We start from the raw sequence: 18,965 nt of genomic DNA on the forward strand, positions 1-18,965 counted from the left end.
TACTGTTGCTATTTATTTAACTGCAAAATTAGTTATTTTATTCTTCACGCGAAAAAAAATATATTGTTTTTTAATGTTTCGTCAATGAAATGTAACAAAACGGGGGCCTCAGAGGTGCAGAGTATGCCCCATTCTGTCTTTTTTTGTCTTCAGGTAGTTGTAGTCATATTCATTTGGGGCCACCTCGATGGGCACATTCTCCACTATCTCCAGCCCATACGCCTCGAGCCCCACCCTCTTTGTCGGGTTGTTTGTGAGCAGCCTCATCTTGTGCACCCCGAGATGCCTCAGCATCTGCGCGCCGCACCCGTAGTCGCGCTCGTCGGGCTTGAATCCCAAGTGCACGTTGGCATCGACGGTATCGTAACCTTCCTCTTGCAGCTTATATGCCTTGATCTTGTTCATCAGGCCGATGCCCCGGCCTTCCTGCTGCATGTATATCACCACGCCCTTGCCTTCTTTCTCAATCATCTCCATCGAGCGGTGCAGCTGTTCTCCGCAATCGCATCGCTTGCTCCCCAGTATGTCTCCTGTGGCGCACGAAGAGTGAACCCTTACCAACACAGGTTCGTCGGCGGCCCAACTGCCCTTTATGAGCGCGATGTGCTCCAGTCCGCTGCTTTTCTGCCTGAAAGGTATCAGCCTGAAATGCCCGTATGCCGTTGGCATGTCAACCTCGGTGCCCACCTCTATCAGCGACTCCGTCCTGAGCCTGTAGGCAATGAGGTCTTTGATGGCGATTATCTTCAACCCGTACTGGCTGGCAAACTGTTTCAATTCGGGCAGCCGTGCCATAGTACCGTCGTCGTTCATTATCTCCATGAGCGCCCCGGCCGGATACAGCCCCGACAGTTTGCACAGGTCGATGGTGGCCTCGGTGTGGCCCGAACGCCTCAGCACGCCATGGTCTTGTGCGTATAGCGGGTTGATGTGCCCCGGCCGCCCGAATGTCTGCGGCGTCGACTCAGGGTCGGCCAGAGCCCTTATCGTGGCCGCGCGGTCGTGGGCCGAGACACCCGTCGTGCACCCATCGAGCTTGTCGATGGTCACGGTAAATGGCGTTCCCAGCACCGATGTGTTGTCTTCCACCTGCCTCGGCAGGTCAAGTTCCTCGCACCGGCTCATGGTTATAGGCGCGCACAGCACCCCCCTTGCATGCTTCAGCATGAAGTTGACGGCTTCAGGCGTAATCTTCTCGGCGGCAATTATCAAGTCGCCTTCGTTCTCGCGGTCTTCATCGTCGACCACAATCACGAACTTGCCCTCGCGGAAATCATCGAGAGCCGATTCTATTGTGTCCAGTCTGGTGTCTGTCATATCATTACAATTTTATGGTTATATACAAGTCAGTGACGGCCCGCGTTGCCGTTGCCCATTTCCGCTATACGTGCCACAAGGGCGTCGTTGGCAGCCCTCACCACCCTCAGGTCGCGCAGCAACCGCAACCTGAAGCGCAGCATGCGCAGGTAGAAGAACACGCCAAGGGGCAGTAGTATGCCCACGGTGGCGTTGAGCCACTTGTTGCGGAATGGCCTTGTGTGGGCATGGGTGGCCATTATGGGATATCGGTTGAGCTCGGTCAGTATCACCTTGTCCCTGGTGTTCGACAGGTCTTCTATCACCGCCTCCAACTCGACGCTTATTTCCCGTATGCGCCTGTCGTCGCCTTCGCGAAAGAACACGCTAATCGGGTTGGGCGCATGCAGCAAGTTGTGGCATCTCGAATACTCCGTGATGTCGAGCGTTATCTTTTCGAGCATTGCGGCGTCGGCGGCGTAATCGGGGTCGTTGATTATCACCTCCTTGCGGTAAACGTGGCGTTTCTGCCTGATGCCGAGCAGCGAGCAGAATATGGAGCGGTAGATGTCGAAGTTGAACACCACTGAGTCGTTGTTGGCCTTGTATGTGAAGAACACGGCCAGCGGCGTGAGCACGGCAGTGGAAATCAGCTTGCCGAACCACACTGTCCACACCCCGTCGCGCGCCATCTTCATCCCCGAGTTTTCAAAAATGAAGTAGACGATGAACACGAGCACCGATATTATCACCGGCACTCCGAGCCCGCCCTTGCGTATGATAGCCCCGAGCGGTGCCCCTATGAAAAAGAATATCACGCAAGACAGGGCGAGCGTCACCTTGCCGATGGCCTCAATCTGGTGAGTGCGCACGTTGCGGTTGAGCCCTTTCATGTAGTCGCCCTTCATGTCAAGCTCCGAGGCATACATCTGCACGCTGTTGAGGGCGGCCTTTACGGCCCGTTGCCTGTCTTCGGGGCTCAGCCTGAGATACACCGAATCTATGTTCATAGTGTCCGACCTGGCCTCGGCCACGGCCCGCAACGAGTCTGCACGCCCCACCTCAGGCATGCTGAATGCGGTGCGTTTGGCGTCGTTGTAGAACGAATGGCCCACACTGTCGTTGAAATGGCGTATGGAGTCGAGGTCGTGCATTATCTTGCCGATGCTCTTCGAGCGGGCGTCGGCCGATATTCCGGCCACGTCTGCCATGTTGAAGCCTCCGTCGAAGTCGAGCACAATCTGCTTTGTGCCGAAGGTCTCGCGCCTGTAAGGCACGCTGGCGCTACCGGCGATGTCTTGCGACTGCATGTTTTCAAACCACTCGCCGCTGTATAGCGTGAGCAGCAGGTGCTTCTTCTCGGCCGTCGACTGCAGCTTGCCCGAGTCGGCAAGTATTATGGCCGCATCCTCATAACTGCCGTTCATGCGGTATATCATCACCCCGTAGAGCATGCCCGTGCCCACCTCTTTCTTCTGCACATAAAGGTTGCATCCCGGTATTCCGTCGTAGAATATGCCCTCAGGTATCTCGAGTTCGGGGCTTTTTTGCTTCATAGAGAGAAGCAGCTGGCTGAACGACTTGTTGGCATCGGGGCCTATCACGTTCTGGAAGTAAAACGAGCAGCAGGCTATCATGCACACTATCACGATCAATGAGCGCATGGCTTGCATGAGCGATATGCCCGCAGCCTTGATGGCCGTGAGCTCCGAGCTCTCACCGAGATTGCCGAAGGTGATCAGCGACGAGAGCAGTATGGCCAGCGGGAATGCCTGCGGCATGAGCATGAGCCCCATGTACCAGAAGAACTGCGCCAGCACTTCGAGCGAAAGCCCCTTGCCAATCAGCTCGTCGACATAGCGCCACAGGAACTGCATCATCAGCACAAACTGGCAGATGAAGAACGTTCCGAGGAACAGCAGGCCGAACTGCTTGGCTATGAATATGTCTAACTTCTTTATGCGGAGCATTGTTTGTCTGACGACTATGGGGATAGTTATACCGACTTGCAAAGTTAGCATAAAAAAGTCAGAGTGGGAATGCTTTTGCCGTTTTTTTCAGTTTTTTACAGTCCGCTCACCCTGTGCAGCCTGTTCAGGCTTCCGCTCCACAAGCCCCGCAGGCTGTCTTCCTCGTCGGCATCGGCAAAGTCGGTGATGAGCAGGGCCAGGTTGCCGGTGAGCTCACTCTCCTCGAGCCTCATCTCCCAATACTCGCCTTCGCCGTGGTCGGCATCCCACTTGAGCCTTATGTGGCTGAACTTGCGGCGGTCAATCACGTGCGACACCCTCACGTCTTGGCCCGTCCAGAGCTCGCCCCAGGTGAATGTCATCGTTGCGCCGTCGTCGCTCACCCTGTCTGCCATCCACTTCTGCAGCCCTGCCGCGCTGCTTATCAGTCGCCAAACTATGGCCGGCGACTTGGCCGCCAGCGGATACTCGATGGTCACTTTCTTGCGTTCCATATATCAATACCACTTATATATAATATAATGTATGGCCTCACAGACCGATGCAAAAGTATCTTTTTTCGATTAAAGACTTAATAAAACCGTGATAAAATTTTGTGAATTAAAAAATTTGCATTACCTTTGCACCCGCAAACAAACGATGGCGGGATAGCTCAGCTGGTTAGAGCGTCGGATTCATAATCCGGAGGTCGTGGGTTCGGGTCCCACCCCCGCTACATCAAAGGCAAAGGACTTGCAATTTCTTGCAAGTCCTTTTTCTGTTTATGACACAGCAAACGGCACAGCCCTTGAACAGCCATTCTTGCCGCAGCCCGGCGAAGCGCAACGCCCAGGAGGCTCCTTACATTTACCGACACCACGTTTATGAAACACACAATAATGCCGGGCAACGCTACGAAACCTTAGGCCATAGAAACCCAACGGCATGCATAATGCACCAAAACTGCCTGCCAGACAGTCACCACCCCTCATGCATAGCAAGCCGCAACGCACCGTGGCAGACCGGGCAGGCGGCTGCATGGCTGCCGAATGGCGCACACACAGATTGGCTCACCAGAAAATCCAGGAGGCTTATTAGGAGTTAAGGAGTTAGGAAGTGCCGGAGTTAAGACAATAGTATTTGACTGTCTTCCTGCAACACTTTACCAATGATCCCAGAGATTCCATGTTTCCATAGCTATTGTCTGTACTCCTGTCTCCTGTCTCCCGCCTCCAAAATAAACCCAAAACTAAGTAGGTGTTCAAAATTAATTGCCATCAAATTGTGCGCTATTTCGGAGATGCATGCCAAAGTCCGAAGAGAGAGCGTAGCGGGCTACGCGACCGATGAGACTTTGGCATGCGGCCCGAAAGAGTACACAAGATGGTGGCAAAGATATAGAGTACACCTGCAAGGTCTATTGTATCGGTTAATTTTGAACAGCTACTTATTGTCTTAACTCCTGCACTTCCTAACTCCTTAACTCCTAAAAAGCCCCCCTTATGTTTATCGGCTGTTCCCACTGATTGCGGGAAAAGCACGAAGCTGACAGCGGGGAGGCCTGGAGCGGAACTACTACGCGGGCAGACTGCAATGACGCAAACGCCGGGCGCCCACGCACTTATCATGATGAAACAGAAACAAAAACCTGTGAAACGGCAAGCAAACGCCCTTGCCCGACATTTTGCTATCTTTGCGGCGAGTAACAAAAGACATCGAGCCTATGACGTGAAACAGAATTGCAGGCAACAAGACATGCCGGGCCCCGCAATGGCCGGGCATGAATGCCTTGACACCAAGACAACAAGGGCAACACCCCGGAAACGATGAACAAACAAGCCGGGGCGCACGAAAGCCGTTGCTACGGGTGTGGCAGCGCAAAAGTCGGCAACGCGCCCAAACATCGGAAAAAACATGTTTAACTAAACAACAAAGCTTATGAAAACAAGATTTACCATTGCCATGGCAGCTTTCCTGCTGACCATTGGCGCGGCAACGGCCTACGCCAGGAAACTTTACGCCACCTTCGGCATACCGGCAAGCAGTGCCACCTACAAGTCGCCGACCTACACATGGGCGGCCAACACAAACAACCTGATGCCAATGTTCACCTTTGCCAACGGTGAACTGGCAGACTACGAGACGCTCTGCTTCACCTTCGCCAACATCAGCAGCGAAGCCAGCGTGCGCGTTGGCGTGTACTATACAGACGACAACGGAGCGAGCACATGGAGGCAGATGGGCGGCGCTTACTATTCGCCGGGCACCAAGACCGTAAACCTGGCGGCCTTCGCAAGCGAGAGCAACATAGACCTCGCCAAGGTAACCGGCATCTGCTTTGGGGGCAACGGCGGGGCCACAGACAGCCAGCCTGCCTCTGTAGACATTGTGGCAAGGCAGGTATACCTGGATAACGGCGACTTCGACCCTCTGCTCTACGCCACCTTCGGCACTCCGGCAAACAATGCGTCGTACGACGACGCCACCGAGACCTACTCATGGACTCTGGGCTACAGCAACCTGATGCCCGTGTTCACCTTTGCCAACGGCGAGCTGGCCAACTACAAGACGCTGTCATTCACCTTCTCCGACTATAAGGTCGAGAGCGGGAGCGGCGGCGTGCGCATAGGGGTATACCACACTACCGATGGCGGCGGCGGCACGTGGAAGCAGATGGGCGACAGTTTCTATGCCAACGGAACGAAGACCATCGACCTCGAAGCCTTCGCCAAAGAAAGCGGCGTCGACCTCGCCATGGTCACCTCCATCTGCTTTGGTGGCAGCAACGGAGCCGGTTCGGTGACGCTCAAGCCGAGCGAGATGTACATCGCCATGGACACTTCGGCCATTCACGACGCAGGCTCTGAAACCAAGGCAACAGCCGCAGGGGTTGCCTACGACCTTCATGGCAGGCTAACGAAGCCCAACGCCAAGGGCATGGTTATCGTCGGCGGAAAGAAACACTTCAACAAGTAGGCACCGAGCGTCGGCGCAAAATGGCGTTTGCCGCCGTGGCAACGATGCACCTCCCGCCTGCACCTCACAGCGAGGCTCGGGCGGGAGCGCCGCACCGGGCCAGCGGCCCCGCCCTGCCCCATGGGCCGGTGGCAACAAACAAAAAAGGATTCCCCGCGGGGAATCCTCACTATCTTGATTCAAAGCCTATCCGATTAGCCGAGGTGTATTGCCTCTGACGGACAAACGTCAGCGCAAGTGCCACACTCTGTGCAGGCGTCAGGATTGATTGAATACTTCTCGCCCTCGGAGATAGCTCCTGCGGGGCACTCGTCGATACATGTACCGCATGCGATACAATCGTCACTAATTACGTAAGCCATAATTCTATCGTTTAAATATTAATACCTAAAAATTGGTATGCAAAAGTACTAATTTATTTGGAACGTACCAACTTTTGGAGGCTTATTTTCATTTATTTATACTTTTTCGAAATAAAGCTCCGGCAACGCCGCGCGGCCCCAGCCGACTGCGGCCGCACGCCACAACCCCCATCCGCACGGCCGGGGCCGCAAACCGCCCTACGCCACCCTATAGCAGCGCCCCCGGCCCACAGGCGACATGCACCGCAGCCGCAAAGCCATGTTGGGCGGCAGAAAATATAATAAGAGGCCAAAAATCGCGTTATTCTTTATATGGTAATAAGAAGCATCATCACACTCGCTATATCGCTGGCCGTGGCCTGCGGGGCTGCCGCACAGGAGAAGATTGCCCAAAACAAGCCCTACATCGACCTGAGGCCGCTGCACTTCGGCATACTGGTAGGCATGCACCTGCAAGACATTGAGTTTGAGAATGTGGGGCCGCAGACGGTAACCGCTGCCGACGGCACGCAGCAGGAGCAGCTCATATTGTGCGACGCCGACCGATGGAACCCCGGTTTCAGCGTTGGCGTGCTGGCCGACCTGCGCCTCAGCTCCCACTTTTCGGTGCGCTTCACCCCGACCATGCACTTCGGCGCCAAGCACCTGCGCTTCATCAACCTGAGCCAGACCGACGAGAACGGACAGCCGCACCGCGAGTCGCAAGACATGAAAAACACATATATATCGCTGCCCGTCGACCTGAAGTTCAGCGCCCCGAGGTTCAACAACTACCGCCCCTACATCATGGCTGGCATCAACCCGATGATCAACCTTACAGGCGAAGACCAGGACTACGTGCGCCTGAAGCGTTACGACACGTTTGTCGAAGTGGGCATCGGATGCGACCTTTACCTGCGCTTCTTCAAGCTCATACCCGAACTGAAGTTCTGCTACAGCCTCACCGACGCGCTCGACAAAGACCACGCGCGCAACCTTCAGGACCCCACCATGCAGGCCTACGCCAACTCGGTCAGCGCGGGCCGCTCAAAGATGTTTGTGCTTACCTTTTACTTCGAATAGTCATCTCGACCTTTCCTACAAACACGCCGTGCTTGCCGTTCTGGTCGACGGGCACGCGGCGGCCGTCGGCGTCGCTCACATATTCAAGCCTTTCAAAGTATGAGTGCGAATGCCCCCCGAGCACAAGGTCTATGTATTTAGACCCGGCTATCATGGCACTGTCGTCAACGTCGGCGGGCATCTGCGCCCATCCCAGATGCGACAGGCAAACTATCACGTCGCAGTGTTTCTGGCGCTTCAGCAACCTTGCCGTAGAGCGGGCAGCCTCGACAGGGTCGGTGTACCCCACCCCGCGGTAGTTGTCGGCGGCCACAAGGCCCTCAAGCCTGGGCGACACGCCGAACACCCCTATCTTAAGCCCGTTGCGGTGCAGTATGACGTAGGGCTTCACCAGCCCGGCCACGGGCGTGCCCGAGAAGTCGTAGTTGGCGCAAACCACCGGGAACTCGGCCTTACGCAACAGCCGTGCCAGGTTGTCGAGCCCGAAGTCGAACTCATGGTTGCCTATGGTGGCCGCGTCGTAGCCCATGCGGTTCATCAGCTCCACCTCTACATCGCCCTTGAAGAGCGTGTAATATGGCGACCCCTGCGAGAAGTCGCCGCTGTCAAAGAGCAGCAGCCCGGGCTCGGCGGCCCGTTCGCGCCGCAACAGCTCCATGCGCCGCAGATATCCGCCCCGCCCTGCCAGCATAGTGTCGCCCAGGTTGCGGCTCAGCGGCATTATCGTACTGTGGGTGTCGTTGGTGTGCAGCACCACGAGTTTCTGCTGCCCCCAGGCCGCCATGCAGGCCACGACGGCTACACATATTATATATAGTCTTGCTTTCATTTCCTGTTGCCTTTCATTCCACCTTTATCCTTCCTTCCACCCGTGCGCCAACGGCCTCGCCCCTGGCGGCCTTCTCCTTGAAGTAGGTTGATATTATGTAGCGGGTGTCGTTCTGCTTTGCCCGCGGCGAGTTGAATCCGCTTTTCTGCCTGAACGCCTCCATCTTGTCGTTGCCCTCGGCCAGATAGTCGATAGTGGCTATGCGGTATGTCGCCGTCGGGTCGATGGGCTGCCCGTTGAGCCGTGCGCTCACGAGTTGCCCGCCTGGCGTTATCACCAACTCAACACCGTGGCTTACGCCCTCGCCGCCCACCTTGGCCATCTGCCCGAACAGCTCCATCAGGCTGCTGCCCTTGAGCGTAAGGAAGCATATCTTGTTTTCAAACGGCGCCACCTCGAGCACGTCGCCGTAGGTCACGTCGCCCTTGGGCAGCGACGCCCTGATGCCCCCCATGTTGTACACTCCCATCACCGGGTGCTCGCCATAGTCGGCGGCGGCCCATACCAGAATGTCGGCCAGCAGGTTCGACAGCGGGCTCTCGGGCCTGTATGCCGCGAGCTCCGAGTCGGTGCGCCCCACCACTGGGCCCATTATGCTGTCCACCACCCTGGTGTAAGGCGCCATCATCCCGGCCGTCGACGCGTCGACGGCACCGTCATACCTGCTGTCAACAAGCAGCCTGGTGCGCTCCACGCCCACCACGGCGCTGTTTACTGAACAGGCCGCAAGTAGCGCCGCAACAGCGGCTGCGGCCATCATAGTCTTAACTTTTGCCATAAACACATTGATAATAAGCCATTGGCGCCCCGCATGCCGCGCCGGTGCGTCGGCAATGGCGGCCCCGCAGGGCATAACTGCCACAAAATTAGCTAAAAACGGGCTAACACACAAAAAAAGAGGCGGCAAAATTGCCCGTTTCAACAAAATGTAGTAACTTTGCACCCGCTTTCCCGCGTAATCGCTGTCAGGAAGTAACGTGTTGCCTGTTATGTTGCGCCGGAACGATAAGAACAAATTTAATTATATAAAGAATGGATTTAATTAAAGTTGCTGAGGAAGCATTTGCAACCGGCAAGCAGCACCCGAAGTTCAAGGCGGGTGACACAATTACTGTCGCTTACAAAATTATCGAGGGAACGAAAGAGCGTATCCAGCTCTATCGTGGTGTAGTCATCAAGATTTGCGGCCATGGCGAGAAGAAGCGCTTCACGGTTCGCAAGATGTCTGGTACAGTGGGTGTAGAGCGCATTTTCCCGCTCGAGTCTCCCAACATCGACAGCATTGAAGTAAACAAGATAGGCAAGGTGCGCCGCGCCAAGCTTTACTACCTGCGCAAGCTCACTGGCAAGAAGGCCCGCATCAAGGAGAAGCGGACTGCCACGGCAAACGCTTAATGCGGCAACGCTATTCAACGCCGAGAGGCGGCTACGGGGCAACCCGCAGCCGCCTCTCGGCGTTTACGGCCCTACGGACGGCCGGGCCCGGCCGTTCCACGGCTCACCGGATAAATCCAGGAGGCCTTTCAGGAGTTAGGAAGTTAAGGAGTTATAGGGGAGGCAGAAGGAGTTACAAGTAGTTAGAGGACAATAGCATAGACTATCATCGCGCAGCCCTTTCTTAATTTTCAAGTAGGTGTTCAAAATTAATTGCCATCAAATTGTGCGCTATTTCGGAGATGCATGCCAAAGTCCGAAAAGAGAGCGTAGCGGGCTACACGACCGATGAGACTTTGGTATGCGGCCCGAAAGAGCACACAAGATGGTGGCAAAGATATGGAGGACACCTGCAAGGTCTATTGTATCGGTTTATTTTGAACAGCTACTTAATTCTTTGCTCGGAGTACAGACAATAGTCATGGAAACATGGGAGTATGGGGAAAGTGTTGCAGGAAGAGATAGGCAATGCTATTGTCCTCTAACTACTTGTAACTCCGTCTGCCTCCATCTATAACTCCTTCTGCCTCCTTCTAACTCCATTGTACACAAAAACTATTGTCTGTACTCCTGCACTCCTGCACTCCTTTACTCCCCCCTATGTTTATCGGGGGGTCGGTTGCGCCGGGGGCAGGGCCCCGGCCGGCCTCACTTGAAGTTGGTGGCACCGTCGGCGTCGCCGTGCAGAGCGTCGCGCAACGACTTCCAGTCTTGGAAGCCGGCCAGCAGCGAAAGCCTGTCGAGCGTCTCGCGGCTCGGCTTCTCCTTGCCCCGCAGGCAGTCGGCCAGCCGCTTCAGGGCCAGTGCCTTCATCGGGCGCTTGATTACCTCTCTCTCTATGGCCTCGCAGAGCTTGGCCAATTCACGTTGCAAATTTTCCATAACATACTTACATTACAACTACCTGCCGAGACCGGCACCTATGGCCGCCATGGCGCCATGGCCACCGCCGCCACACGCGGGCGGCACGACCGAGGCTGCAGCAAGCGCGGCAGGCACGGCTCCGGCGATGCAAAGGTAATGCAAACGAACGAAAATAAAAACAAAAAAGCATTTATTTTTAGTTACATCCACCAAACAGACGACACAACACGACCCGAGGCACATTCGGCCACGCTTGTAAAGATAAGCTACGGCCGGCGCCGGGCCGCGCAACGAACTGAACGGCAAGCAGTTGCAAAAGGGCTGCAACCGTAGTGCAAAACGGGCCGTACGGCCATGCAAAACGGCCCTTGCGGCACTGCCAAACGGCCCTTGCGGCAAGCCCTCAGGGCTTCGTGCCGCATGGCCCGGCGCACGTGTAAAGATATGCGACCACGCCCACTGCCGCAGCAGGCGCCCCGCGGCAGGCGGAGACACAGGCCATGCAGCTGCGGGCATAGAGGCAAATAAAGTTGCACAGTTCGCATAATTGTAGTATATTTGCAGCGCGAAACGAACATATAACGACATAAGCATGAAAGAATTAGCCTTAAAGTACGGATGCAATCCGAATCAGAAGCCCTCGCGGATATTCATGGAAGAGGGCGAACTTCCGATAGAGGTGCTCAACGGGCGCCCCGGCTACATCAACTTCTTAGATGCGTTCAACAGCTGGCAACTGGTGAAAGAGCTGAAAGCTGCCACCGGCATGGCCTCGGCGGCATCGTTCAAACACGTCTCGCCGGCAGGCGCGGCAGTGGGCCTGCCGCTTAGCGACACGCTCAAGAAGATATACTTCGTCGACGACATCTGCGAGGAGCTGTCGCCCATAGCCTGCGCCTACGCCAGGGCACGCGGCGCCGACCGCATGAGCTCTTACGGCGACTTCGTGGCGCTGAGCGACACGTGCGACAAGGCGACAGCCCTGCTCTTGAAGCGCGAGGTGAGCGACGGCGTGATTGCACCCGACTACACCCCCGAGGCTCTCGAGATACTGCGCGAAAAGCGCAAGGGCACTTACAACGTGATAAAGATTGACCCCGACTACACACCGGCGCCCGTAGAGCGCAAGCAGGTGTTCGGCATCACCTTCGAGCAGGGGCGCAACGAGGTGAGGCTCGACGACCCGAAGCTCTTCGAGAACGTGCCCACACGCAACAAGGAATTCACGCCCGAGGCCATGCGCGACCTCATCATATCGCTCATAACGCTCAAGTACACACAGAGCAACTCGGTGTGCTACGTGAAAGACGGGCAGGCAATAGGCATCGGAGCCGGGCAGCAGAGCCGCATACACTGCACCCGCCTGGCCGGCAACAAGGCCGATATATGGTGGCTGCGCCAGCACCCTAAAGTGATGGCGCTGCCGTTTGTCGACAACATACGCCGCGCCGACCGCGACAACACCATCGACGTTTACATCAGCGACGACCACGACGACGTGCTGCGCGACGGCACATGGCAGCTCTTCTTCAAGCAGAAGCCCGAGGTGCTAACCCGCGAGGAGAAGGCCGAATGGATTGCCCGCAACACGGGCGTGGCCCTGGGCAGCGACGCCTTCTTCCCCTTCGGCGACAACATTGAGCGCGCCCACAAGAGCGGTGTGCAATACATAGCGCAGGCCGGGGGCTCGGTTCGCGACGACAATGTCATCGAGACGTGCGACAAGTACGGCATAGCAATGGCATTCACCGGCGTGCGCCTGTTCCACCATTGACACATGACGCAAAACTGACAACGGGTTGCCGCCGCCAAGCAGGGCCACAGGGCCAGCATGCCGGGGCACTGCCACGGCGGCGGCAACCCGCATTCCAACCATTAAAGCCCGACAACATGGACATCGACGAGATAATAGCCGGCGGAGGACTGGTGTTCCGCAAAGCGCCAAGGCAAGACAACGACAACGGCAAGATAAAGACCAAAGCCAAGAAAAAGCAGTATATCACCGGGGCCCACGGCAGCGGGTCGGCACGCCAGAAGGCCAAGTACCGCCAGCAACGGGCCAACCGGCGCAAGGGGAAATAAGGCAGCAACACTGCATTAACGCCCCGGTGGCGGTTGCCCCACGCCGCCCCACACAGTCGTGGGGCAAGGCCGCTGCTGCACGCCATGGCCGGGGCCGCAGGCCGGAACCGGTAGATAAAGAACAACAAAACGGCCCTGCAAACCACAGGCCGTATCAAAAAACCATGGAAAAACAGCATATTTCAATGCACCACGCGGCATTGGATTTCAGCTTTTTACCTTATATTTGCAAACAAAAGACACTCGAATAGAAAACACTGATGACTCCAACAGGAGCCGGACCTGCCAAGGCCACACACGAAAACAGCCTTGGCCAACACTTCGGAACAGCAACTAAACCATACAAATTAACTAAAACAAAAAGCAAATGAAGAAAATTCTATCTCTATGCCTCGCCCTGTCGGCCGTGTTCGCAACCGAGGCTGATGCGCAATGGCGCAAGACATGGGACTTCACCAAAGGCCTTAGCGCAGAGACGCAACAGAACCTTATTGCCGACGAAGCCAACTGGTCGATAACCTACCAGGACGACGGCGTGTCGGTAAAGGAGGCCAAAGACCTGACCAAGATGTCGGGCGAACTGATGGCCAACGACAAGCCCATCGAGGAACTGCGCGGACTCACGTTCGGATCGGCGGGCCTGAGCAAGAACAACAACTACATCGTAGCTTCGTCAAAGTTCCGTATGACGCGCAACAACATGGAGCTCAACCTGCCCAAGCTGGCCTCCGGGCAGAAGATAACCATACGCGCACGCTCGGCCAACTCGACGGCAGACGACCGTGGATTCTATGCCGGCAACGACAACATCGAGTACATTCATGGACCTGTTGACGGCATCTGCCTCGGCGGAAGCATCGCTGACCCGTCGAGAGACGAAGACGGCAACTACACATTGGTATGGCAGGTGAAAGACGGTTTTGCCGACTCTGTCGACGTGCAGATAAAGCTCAAGACCGGCGGACTTGACATTGCGCTCATACAGATTGACGGCGGCGACAACGAGGTTACGCACACCGACGTTGCCTATATCTACGATTCGGGATACCCAGACTACTCTTTCGGCGAGGAAGGCTACTACGAACCAAACTATGACATCCTTGTCAACACGCTGCCATCGCGCATCGAAGACCTCAACCTCGTGGCCATCGACGTGGCCGACGGTGGCGCCGCCATCTCGGCCGACTCGCTGCAGCACTACAGCACGGTGGTGGTTAGCTCGGCCATACGCAATGACAACGCTTTCGTAAACACGCTGAAGAGCGCCATCGGATTTGTGCCGATACTCAACCTCAGCCCCGACCTCTACGAGACGTGGGGCTACGGCAAGGCCGTGACCACAGAGACAAACATGCTCACCGTGGCCGACAACTGGAAGAGCATCTTCTCGCCTTACAACCAGTCGGACGAGCCTTACATCGACGAAAACGGGCAGCTGATGTTCTGGGAAGACGGCACTGTGACCGGGGTTGAGCTGACACCGGGCACTTATTTCGCCAACGATGACACGCTGGCAATGGCCGGCAACAGCGTGGCGGTGCACATACACAACCCCAAGCGCAACGCTTACATGATGATACCCTACACGTTCCCGTTCGGCGGGCCGGGCGCATCGTTCATGGACATCACGCCAAACGCCGTGGTGGCACTGTGCAACACCAAGGCCAACGTGGTGGCAGCAGCCAAGCCAACGGCCATACAGGAATATCATCACAACTATACAACAGTGACACTGCAGTGCCTCACGGCCAACGCAAAGATGTATTACACCACCGACGGCAGCACCCCAACAACCGAGAGCACGCCATACACCGAACCGTTCAACATCACACAAGACGGGCAAACGGTCAAGGCTGTGGCCATAGCCGACGGATTCCTGCTTAGCGACGTGTCTGAAACGGCCATCGAGATACACCAGCTGGCCGACCAGCCCACCATCTCCGTGACCGAGGAAAGCGGCAAGAGCACCATCACTATCACCCCGGCCTATGAGGGCGACGTGGTTTACTACAACTTCACGGGAAGCGACGAGAAGGCCAAGTCGGCCGAATACACCGAGCCGATAACCGTAACCAAGCACACCACCGTGACCGCATTCACCGACGGTGTGGAGGGTTCTTACCTGCAGTCGGAAACTGTACAGAAGTTCGTTGCGGTGCAAGACGAGAAGGTGCGCATGGACATCGTGTCGCACATGGACGCCAACGCCACTGACTACAACATCTTCACATCCAACAAATACTACACCAGGGGCTACAACTTCTACACCGACGAGATAATCGACGAGGAGGTATACGAAGACTACTTCGGCCCAGGACAAGACTCAATAGTGTATATCTACGCCCCGGCCAACCAGCTCACGTGCATCAACCCGGGCAAGGGATGGGAGATAAAGAGCTACGGCCAGCCCATGCTTTACCAATCCATCGATGCCGGACACGACGTCCTGGACTTCAACGCCTACAACCCGCAGACGCCATGGGACGACAGTGAGCAGGAGATAACAAAGGGTTGCATCACGCTCGCAAGCGTAAACTACTCCGACGGCAACGGTTTCAAAGACCCGGCATCCGCATGCATACAAAGCACGGAGGCGTTCCAAGGCCCGTTCGACGTCGTTACGTACTTGTCGGGAAAGAATTGCAACGTGGAAGTTTACGTCACCAACGACACCATCAGCGGCGAATGGACAAAGATTGGCGACCTTCTCTCTAATGACATCAGCGGAGTTGACGACAACAACAAGGACGGAAGCTCACGCATCTGGAAGAAGACAATACTGCCTTATGACGGCACCGAGAAGATGTTTGTCAAGGTTGCGTCGGCCGACGGGCCCAACGCCAACATCTTCGACATCTTCATCAAGAACGAGGGAGAAGCATCGAAAGACTACATCACCGGCATAAAGGATGTGACCGAGGGCAGCGAAGCCGCAGGCGAGGTGGTGAAGACACTCATCTACAGCATCAACGGCACGCAGCTCAACGAACCGGCCAAGGGCATCAACATCATCAAGGAAGTGTATGCCAACGGCCAGGTGAAGACACGGAAGGCCATTGTGAAATAAGGCAACGCGCCGATTTGGGCAACAAGAAAAGGAAGGACGGGGCAGCCCGTCCTTCTTTCTTTTATGCCGGTTTGATTTTCCCAGCAACCGGCTTGGGCGGATTTCAGTGGCTGAAACCCACGTTTCATGATTGTCACAGGGGAGCCATTCGACCGGACGGAGGGGCGGACAGGGCCCCAAAGGCACCCTTGCTGGCCGGACGGATAGGCAATCAAGACAGGTGGGAAGCAGCATATCGACATGCCTCGGACGCTATACGGAGGCCACACCGAGGCACCATCAAGCCTCCGGAAAGCCCGCGCACGGGCACTGAACCAACAAAAAACACAGTTAATAATCAAAAAAATAAACGATAAGACACAGCCCCATGTCACAGGATATTATTATCTTTGCAGCGCAAAATGCCAATAACGACAGTTTTTGCCTGCCAAGACAAGCTGCCCATTACTAACTGAAAATATTCAAGATTATACTAATCAAAATAATAATAAGCTTATGAAGAAACTGTTTACACTTGGACTATCATTGGTTCTTGCGCTGTCGTCGCAGGCCAAGGATGAGGTTCGCAAGTTGTGGGACTTTACCCAAGGGTTCAGCGAAACCACCATCGCCAACCTTACGGCCGACGCCGAGTCGGGCTCTGGCTACTGGACCAACAAGGAGACATGGTTTGAAACAAAGGCCAGGAAGGCCGGGCCGCTTACCTGCAAGGTGAACGGCGAGGAGTGGGTGATACCCGAAACGGAGGGCCTGACCATCGGAGCGTCGTCTGCCCAGCACTTCAACATCGTGATAAGTCACAACGACGGGCCGCACATCTGGCTCAACGGAAGGAAGTCGGAAGACTACATCATAATCCCGCAAGTGCCTGCAGGCGACTCAATCACAGTAGTTTACGCATCGCACAGCGGCACCGAGGAGCGCGGATTCAAGAGCGCCACCGACGGTGTTGTGGGCAAGTATGACGGCGCAACGCAGTGGAAGACGGTGGGAAAGAAAGACACCGTGGTGCTCATCAACAACAACGCAGAGGACACCGACGTCAAGCTGCAGGCCACAAACGGCATGCACTTCTTCTACATCTGCGTGGGAGAGAAGCCCTCTGACGAGCCCAAGGTGACGCACATTGCCTACATCTACGACTCGGGATACCCCGGCTACACGTTCGGTTCGGATGACATGAACTACGACGTGATTTCCAACACGCTGCCCATGAGGCTGGGAGAAGAGAACATGGAGCTCAAGGCCATCGACGTGGCCGACGGCGGAGCCGCCATATCGGCCGACTCGCTGCAGTACTACGACGCCGTGGTGGTGAGCAATGCCATACGCAAGGACAACGCCTTCGTGGGCACACTGAAGAGCGCCATAGCCTACGTGCCCATGCTCAACCTGAGCCCCGACCTCTACGAGACGTGGGGTTACGGCAAGAGCGTGGCCACAACGACCAACATGCTCGACGTGACCGCAAGCGGAAAGGAGAGCCCCGTGTTCCAGCCTTCAGACCAAAGCCAGGAGCCATACATAGATGAAAACGGGCAGCTGATGCTCTATGAAGAGGGCAACATCACCGGCTACGAGGTAGAGCCGGGCTCATACTTCGCCAACGACGACACGCTGGCAATGGCCGGAACGGCTGCCGCAGTGCACATACACAACGCCAACCGCAACGCATACATGATGATTCCGTATGCATTCCCGATGGGGTCGCCGGCCGGTTCGTTCATGGACATCTCGCCAAACGCCATCATCATGCTCTGCGACACAAAGGCCAAGGTGACCAATGCAGCCAACCCGACCATATCGGAAGAATACCATCACCTGTACACAACGGTGTCGCTGTCGTGCGTCACCAAGAACTACAAGGTGTACTACACCACCGACGGCAGCACGCCGACAACGGAGAGCACCCTCTACACCGAGCCGTTTGACATCAAGGCCGAAGGGGTGACGGTGAAGGCGATAGCAACCGCCGACGGCTACCTTACCAGCGGAGTGGCCGAAAAGACCATCGAGATACACCAGCTGGCCGACCAGCCCACCATCACCGTGACCGAAGAGAGCGGCAAGAGCACCATTACCATCACACCGGCCCATGAGGGCGACGTGCTGTTCTACAACTTCTCGGGCAGCGACGAGAAGGCTAAGTCGGCCGAATACACCGAGCCGATAACCGTCAACAAGCACACCACCGTGACCGCATTCACCGACGGCGTGGAGGGCTCTTACCTGCAGTCGGAGCTCACGCAGAAGTTTGTTGCGGTGCAAGACGAGAAGGTGCGCATGGACATCGTGTCGCACATGGACGCCAACGCCACCGACTACAACGTACAACTTGACGGAAGCTACTACACCAAGGGCTACAACTTCTACACCGACGAGATAATAGACAATGAGATATATGAAGACTACTTCGGCCCCGGACAGGACTCCATAGTAAACATCTACGCCCCGGCCAACAAGCTGACATGCGTCAACCCGGGCAAGGGATGGGAGATAAAGAGCTACGGCCAGCCCATGCTCTACCAGAACAACGACGCCGGCCACAACGTGCTCGACTTCAATGCCTACAACCCGCAGACGCCGTGGGACGACAGCGAGCAGGAGATAACAAAGGGATGTGTTGCCTTCCAGAGTGTGACAGGCACCGACGGCAACGGTTTCAAAGACCCCGCATCAGCCTGCATACAGAGTACCGAGGCTTTCCAGGGCCCGTTTGACGTGGTGACATACATGTCGGGCAAGAACGCCAAGGTGGAGGTGCTCGTGACAAACGACACCATCAGCGGCGAGTGGACTAAGATTGGCGACCTCGTGGCCAACACCCTCTCGGGCAATGGAGACAACGGCAAACCAGGCGACGACCGCATCTGGAAGAAGACCATACTCTCTTACGAAGGCACAGACATGGTGTATGTGAAGCTGGCTTCGGGCGGAACCAAGGCCAACATCTTCGATATCTTCATCAAGAACGAGGGAGAAGCATCGAAAGACTACATCACCGGCATAAAGGATGTGACCGAGGGCAGCGAAGCCGCAGGCGA

The 18,965-nt window shown here is 56.0% G+C and carries 14 protein-coding genes and 1 tRNA gene; 8 read left to right on the forward strand and 7 right to left on the reverse strand.

Annotated features, from left to right (window positions below; genetic code table 11):
* Positions 1 to 108: 108 nt before the first annotated feature.
* From H6B30_RS11920 to H6B30_RS11930, 3 genes are all read right to left on the reverse strand, one after another.
* Positions 109 to 1,317: a bifunctional 3,4-dihydroxy-2-butanone-4-phosphate synthase/GTP cyclohydrolase II gene (locus tag H6B30_RS11920; protein WP_205110855.1), complete on the reverse strand. Its 1,209-nt coding sequence runs from the start codon at positions 1,315 to 1,317 to the stop codon at positions 109 to 111.
* Positions 1,318 to 1,346: 29 nt separating this feature from the next.
* Positions 1,347 to 3,266 (reverse strand): LptF/LptG family permease, encoded by a 1,920-nt coding sequence (locus H6B30_RS11925; protein WP_205110857.1) that lies wholly within the window; start codon positions 3,264 to 3,266, stop codon positions 1,347 to 1,349.
* 95 nt (positions 3,267 to 3,361) lie between these two features.
* Positions 3,362 to 3,760, reverse strand: coding sequence for an START-like domain-containing protein (locus tag H6B30_RS11930; RefSeq protein WP_205110858.1), 399 nt, complete (start codon positions 3,758 to 3,760; stop codon positions 3,362 to 3,364).
* Positions 3,761 to 3,907: 147 nt separating this feature from the next.
* On the opposite strand from H6B30_RS11930, the gene H6B30_RS11935 reads away from it, so the two are divergent.
* Positions 3,908 to 3,981 (forward strand) — tRNA-Met (locus tag H6B30_RS11935).
* Between the two features lie 1,202 nt (positions 3,982 to 5,183).
* The gene (locus H6B30_RS11940; protein WP_205110860.1) at positions 5,184 to 6,221 is read left to right on the forward strand and encodes a hypothetical protein; all 1,038 of its coding nucleotides are present in this window, start codon (positions 5,184 to 5,186) and stop codon (positions 6,219 to 6,221) included.
* A 194-nt stretch (positions 6,222 to 6,415) separates the two neighbouring features.
* On the opposite strand, the gene fdxA is transcribed toward H6B30_RS11940, so the two are convergent.
* Complete coding sequence (gene fdxA, locus H6B30_RS11945; protein WP_205110862.1) at positions 6,416 to 6,583, reverse strand: 4Fe-4S ferredoxin; 168 nt, start codon at positions 6,581 to 6,583, stop codon at positions 6,416 to 6,418.
* Positions 6,584 to 6,895: 312 nt separating this feature from the next.
* Here fdxA and porT point away from each other — a divergent pair, with 312 nt between their 5' ends.
* Positions 6,896 to 7,645: a type IX secretion/gliding motility protein PorT/SprT gene (gene porT / locus H6B30_RS11950; protein WP_205110863.1), complete on the forward strand. Its 750-nt coding sequence runs from the start codon at positions 6,896 to 6,898 to the stop codon at positions 7,643 to 7,645.
* Here the strand turns inward: porT and H6B30_RS11955 are convergent.
* Both H6B30_RS11955 and H6B30_RS11960 read right to left on the reverse strand, forming a co-directional pair.
* Entirely contained in the window at positions 7,626 to 8,474 is an 849-nt protein-coding gene (locus tag H6B30_RS11955) for a bifunctional metallophosphatase/5'-nucleotidase (RefSeq protein ID WP_205110865.1), read from the reverse strand. The genes porT and H6B30_RS11955 overlap by 20 nt on opposite strands.
* A 13-nt stretch (positions 8,475 to 8,487) precedes the next feature.
* Positions 8,488 to 9,252 carry a 5'-nucleotidase C-terminal domain-containing protein gene (locus H6B30_RS11960; RefSeq protein ID WP_205110867.1) on the reverse strand — a complete coding sequence of 255 codons (765 nt, stop codon included), beginning with the start codon at positions 9,250 to 9,252 and terminating at the stop codon, positions 8,488 to 8,490.
* 254 nt (positions 9,253 to 9,506) lie between these two features.
* Here H6B30_RS11960 and rplS point away from each other — a divergent pair, with 254 nt between their 5' ends.
* Complete coding sequence (gene rplS, locus H6B30_RS11965; protein ID WP_205110869.1) at positions 9,507 to 9,869, forward strand: 50S ribosomal protein L19; 363 nt, start codon at positions 9,507 to 9,509, stop codon at positions 9,867 to 9,869.
* Positions 9,870 to 10,556: 687 nt separating this feature from the next.
* Here the strand turns inward: rplS and H6B30_RS11970 are convergent.
* The gene (locus H6B30_RS11970; protein WP_205110870.1) at positions 10,557 to 10,790 is read right to left on the reverse strand and encodes a hypothetical protein; all 234 of its coding nucleotides are present in this window, start codon (positions 10,788 to 10,790) and stop codon (positions 10,557 to 10,559) included.
* Positions 10,791 to 11,364: 574 nt separating this feature from the next.
* On the opposite strand from H6B30_RS11970, the gene H6B30_RS11975 reads away from it, so the two are divergent.
* The 4 genes from H6B30_RS11975 to H6B30_RS11990 form a co-directional block, all read left to right on the forward strand.
* On the forward strand, positions 11,365 to 12,546 hold the full coding sequence (locus tag H6B30_RS11975; RefSeq protein WP_205110872.1) for a phosphoribosylaminoimidazolecarboxamide formyltransferase: 1,182 nt from the start codon (positions 11,365 to 11,367) through the stop codon (positions 12,544 to 12,546).
* Between the two features lie 116 nt (positions 12,547 to 12,662).
* Positions 12,663 to 12,854 (forward strand): hypothetical protein, encoded by a 192-nt coding sequence (locus tag H6B30_RS11980; RefSeq protein WP_205110874.1) that lies wholly within the window; start codon positions 12,663 to 12,665, stop codon positions 12,852 to 12,854.
* 367 nt (positions 12,855 to 13,221) lie between these two features.
* Entirely contained in the window at positions 13,222 to 15,921 is a 2,700-nt protein-coding gene (locus H6B30_RS11985; protein ID WP_205110876.1) for a chitobiase/beta-hexosaminidase C-terminal domain-containing protein, read from the forward strand.
* A 495-nt stretch (positions 15,922 to 16,416) separates the two neighbouring features.
* The coding region (locus H6B30_RS11990) for a chitobiase/beta-hexosaminidase C-terminal domain-containing protein (protein ID WP_205110877.1) at positions 16,417 to 18,965 on the forward strand (2,549 nt) is incomplete at its 3' end.

The sequence above is a fragment of the Marseilla massiliensis genome, assembly GCF_016899955.1.
Classification (GTDB): Bacteria; Bacteroidota; Bacteroidia; order Bacteroidales; family Bacteroidaceae; genus Prevotella; species Prevotella intestinigallinarum.

Bases quoted from the DNA above. Each gene is read 5' to 3' on its own strand.
- H6B30_RS11920 (WP_205110855.1), bottom strand. From the start codon at position 1,317: ATGACAGACACCAGACTGGACACAATAGAATCGGCTCTCGATGATTTC.
- H6B30_RS11925 (WP_205110857.1), bottom strand. From the start codon at position 3,266: ATGCTCCGCATAAAGAAGTTAGACATATTCATAGCCAAGCAGTTCGGC.
- H6B30_RS11930 (WP_205110858.1), bottom strand. From the start codon at position 3,760: ATGGAACGCAAGAAAGTGACCATCGAGTATCCGCTGGCGGCCAAGTCG.
- H6B30_RS11940 (WP_205110860.1), top strand. From the start codon at position 5,184: ATGAAAACAAGATTTACCATTGCCATGGCAGCTTTCCTGCTGACCATT.
- fdxA (WP_205110862.1), bottom strand. From the start codon at position 6,583: ATGGCTTACGTAATTAGTGACGATTGTATCGCATGCGGTACATGTATC.
- porT (WP_205110863.1), top strand. From the start codon at position 6,896: ATGGTAATAAGAAGCATCATCACACTCGCTATATCGCTGGCCGTGGCC.
- H6B30_RS11955 (WP_205110865.1), bottom strand. From the start codon at position 8,474: ATGAAAGCAAGACTATATATAATATGTGTAGCCGTCGTGGCCTGCATG.
- H6B30_RS11960 (WP_205110867.1), bottom strand. From the start codon at position 9,252: ATGGCAAAAGTTAAGACTATGATGGCCGCAGCCGCTGTTGCGGCGCTA.
- rplS (WP_205110869.1), top strand. From the start codon at position 9,507: ATGGATTTAATTAAAGTTGCTGAGGAAGCATTTGCAACCGGCAAGCAG.
- H6B30_RS11970 (WP_205110870.1), bottom strand. From the start codon at position 10,790: ATGGAAAATTTGCAACGTGAATTGGCCAAGCTCTGCGAGGCCATAGAG.
- H6B30_RS11975 (WP_205110872.1), top strand. From the start codon at position 11,365: ATGAAAGAATTAGCCTTAAAGTACGGATGCAATCCGAATCAGAAGCCC.
- H6B30_RS11980 (WP_205110874.1), top strand. From the start codon at position 12,663: ATGGACATCGACGAGATAATAGCCGGCGGAGGACTGGTGTTCCGCAAA.
- H6B30_RS11985 (WP_205110876.1), top strand. From the start codon at position 13,222: ATGAAGAAAATTCTATCTCTATGCCTCGCCCTGTCGGCCGTGTTCGCA.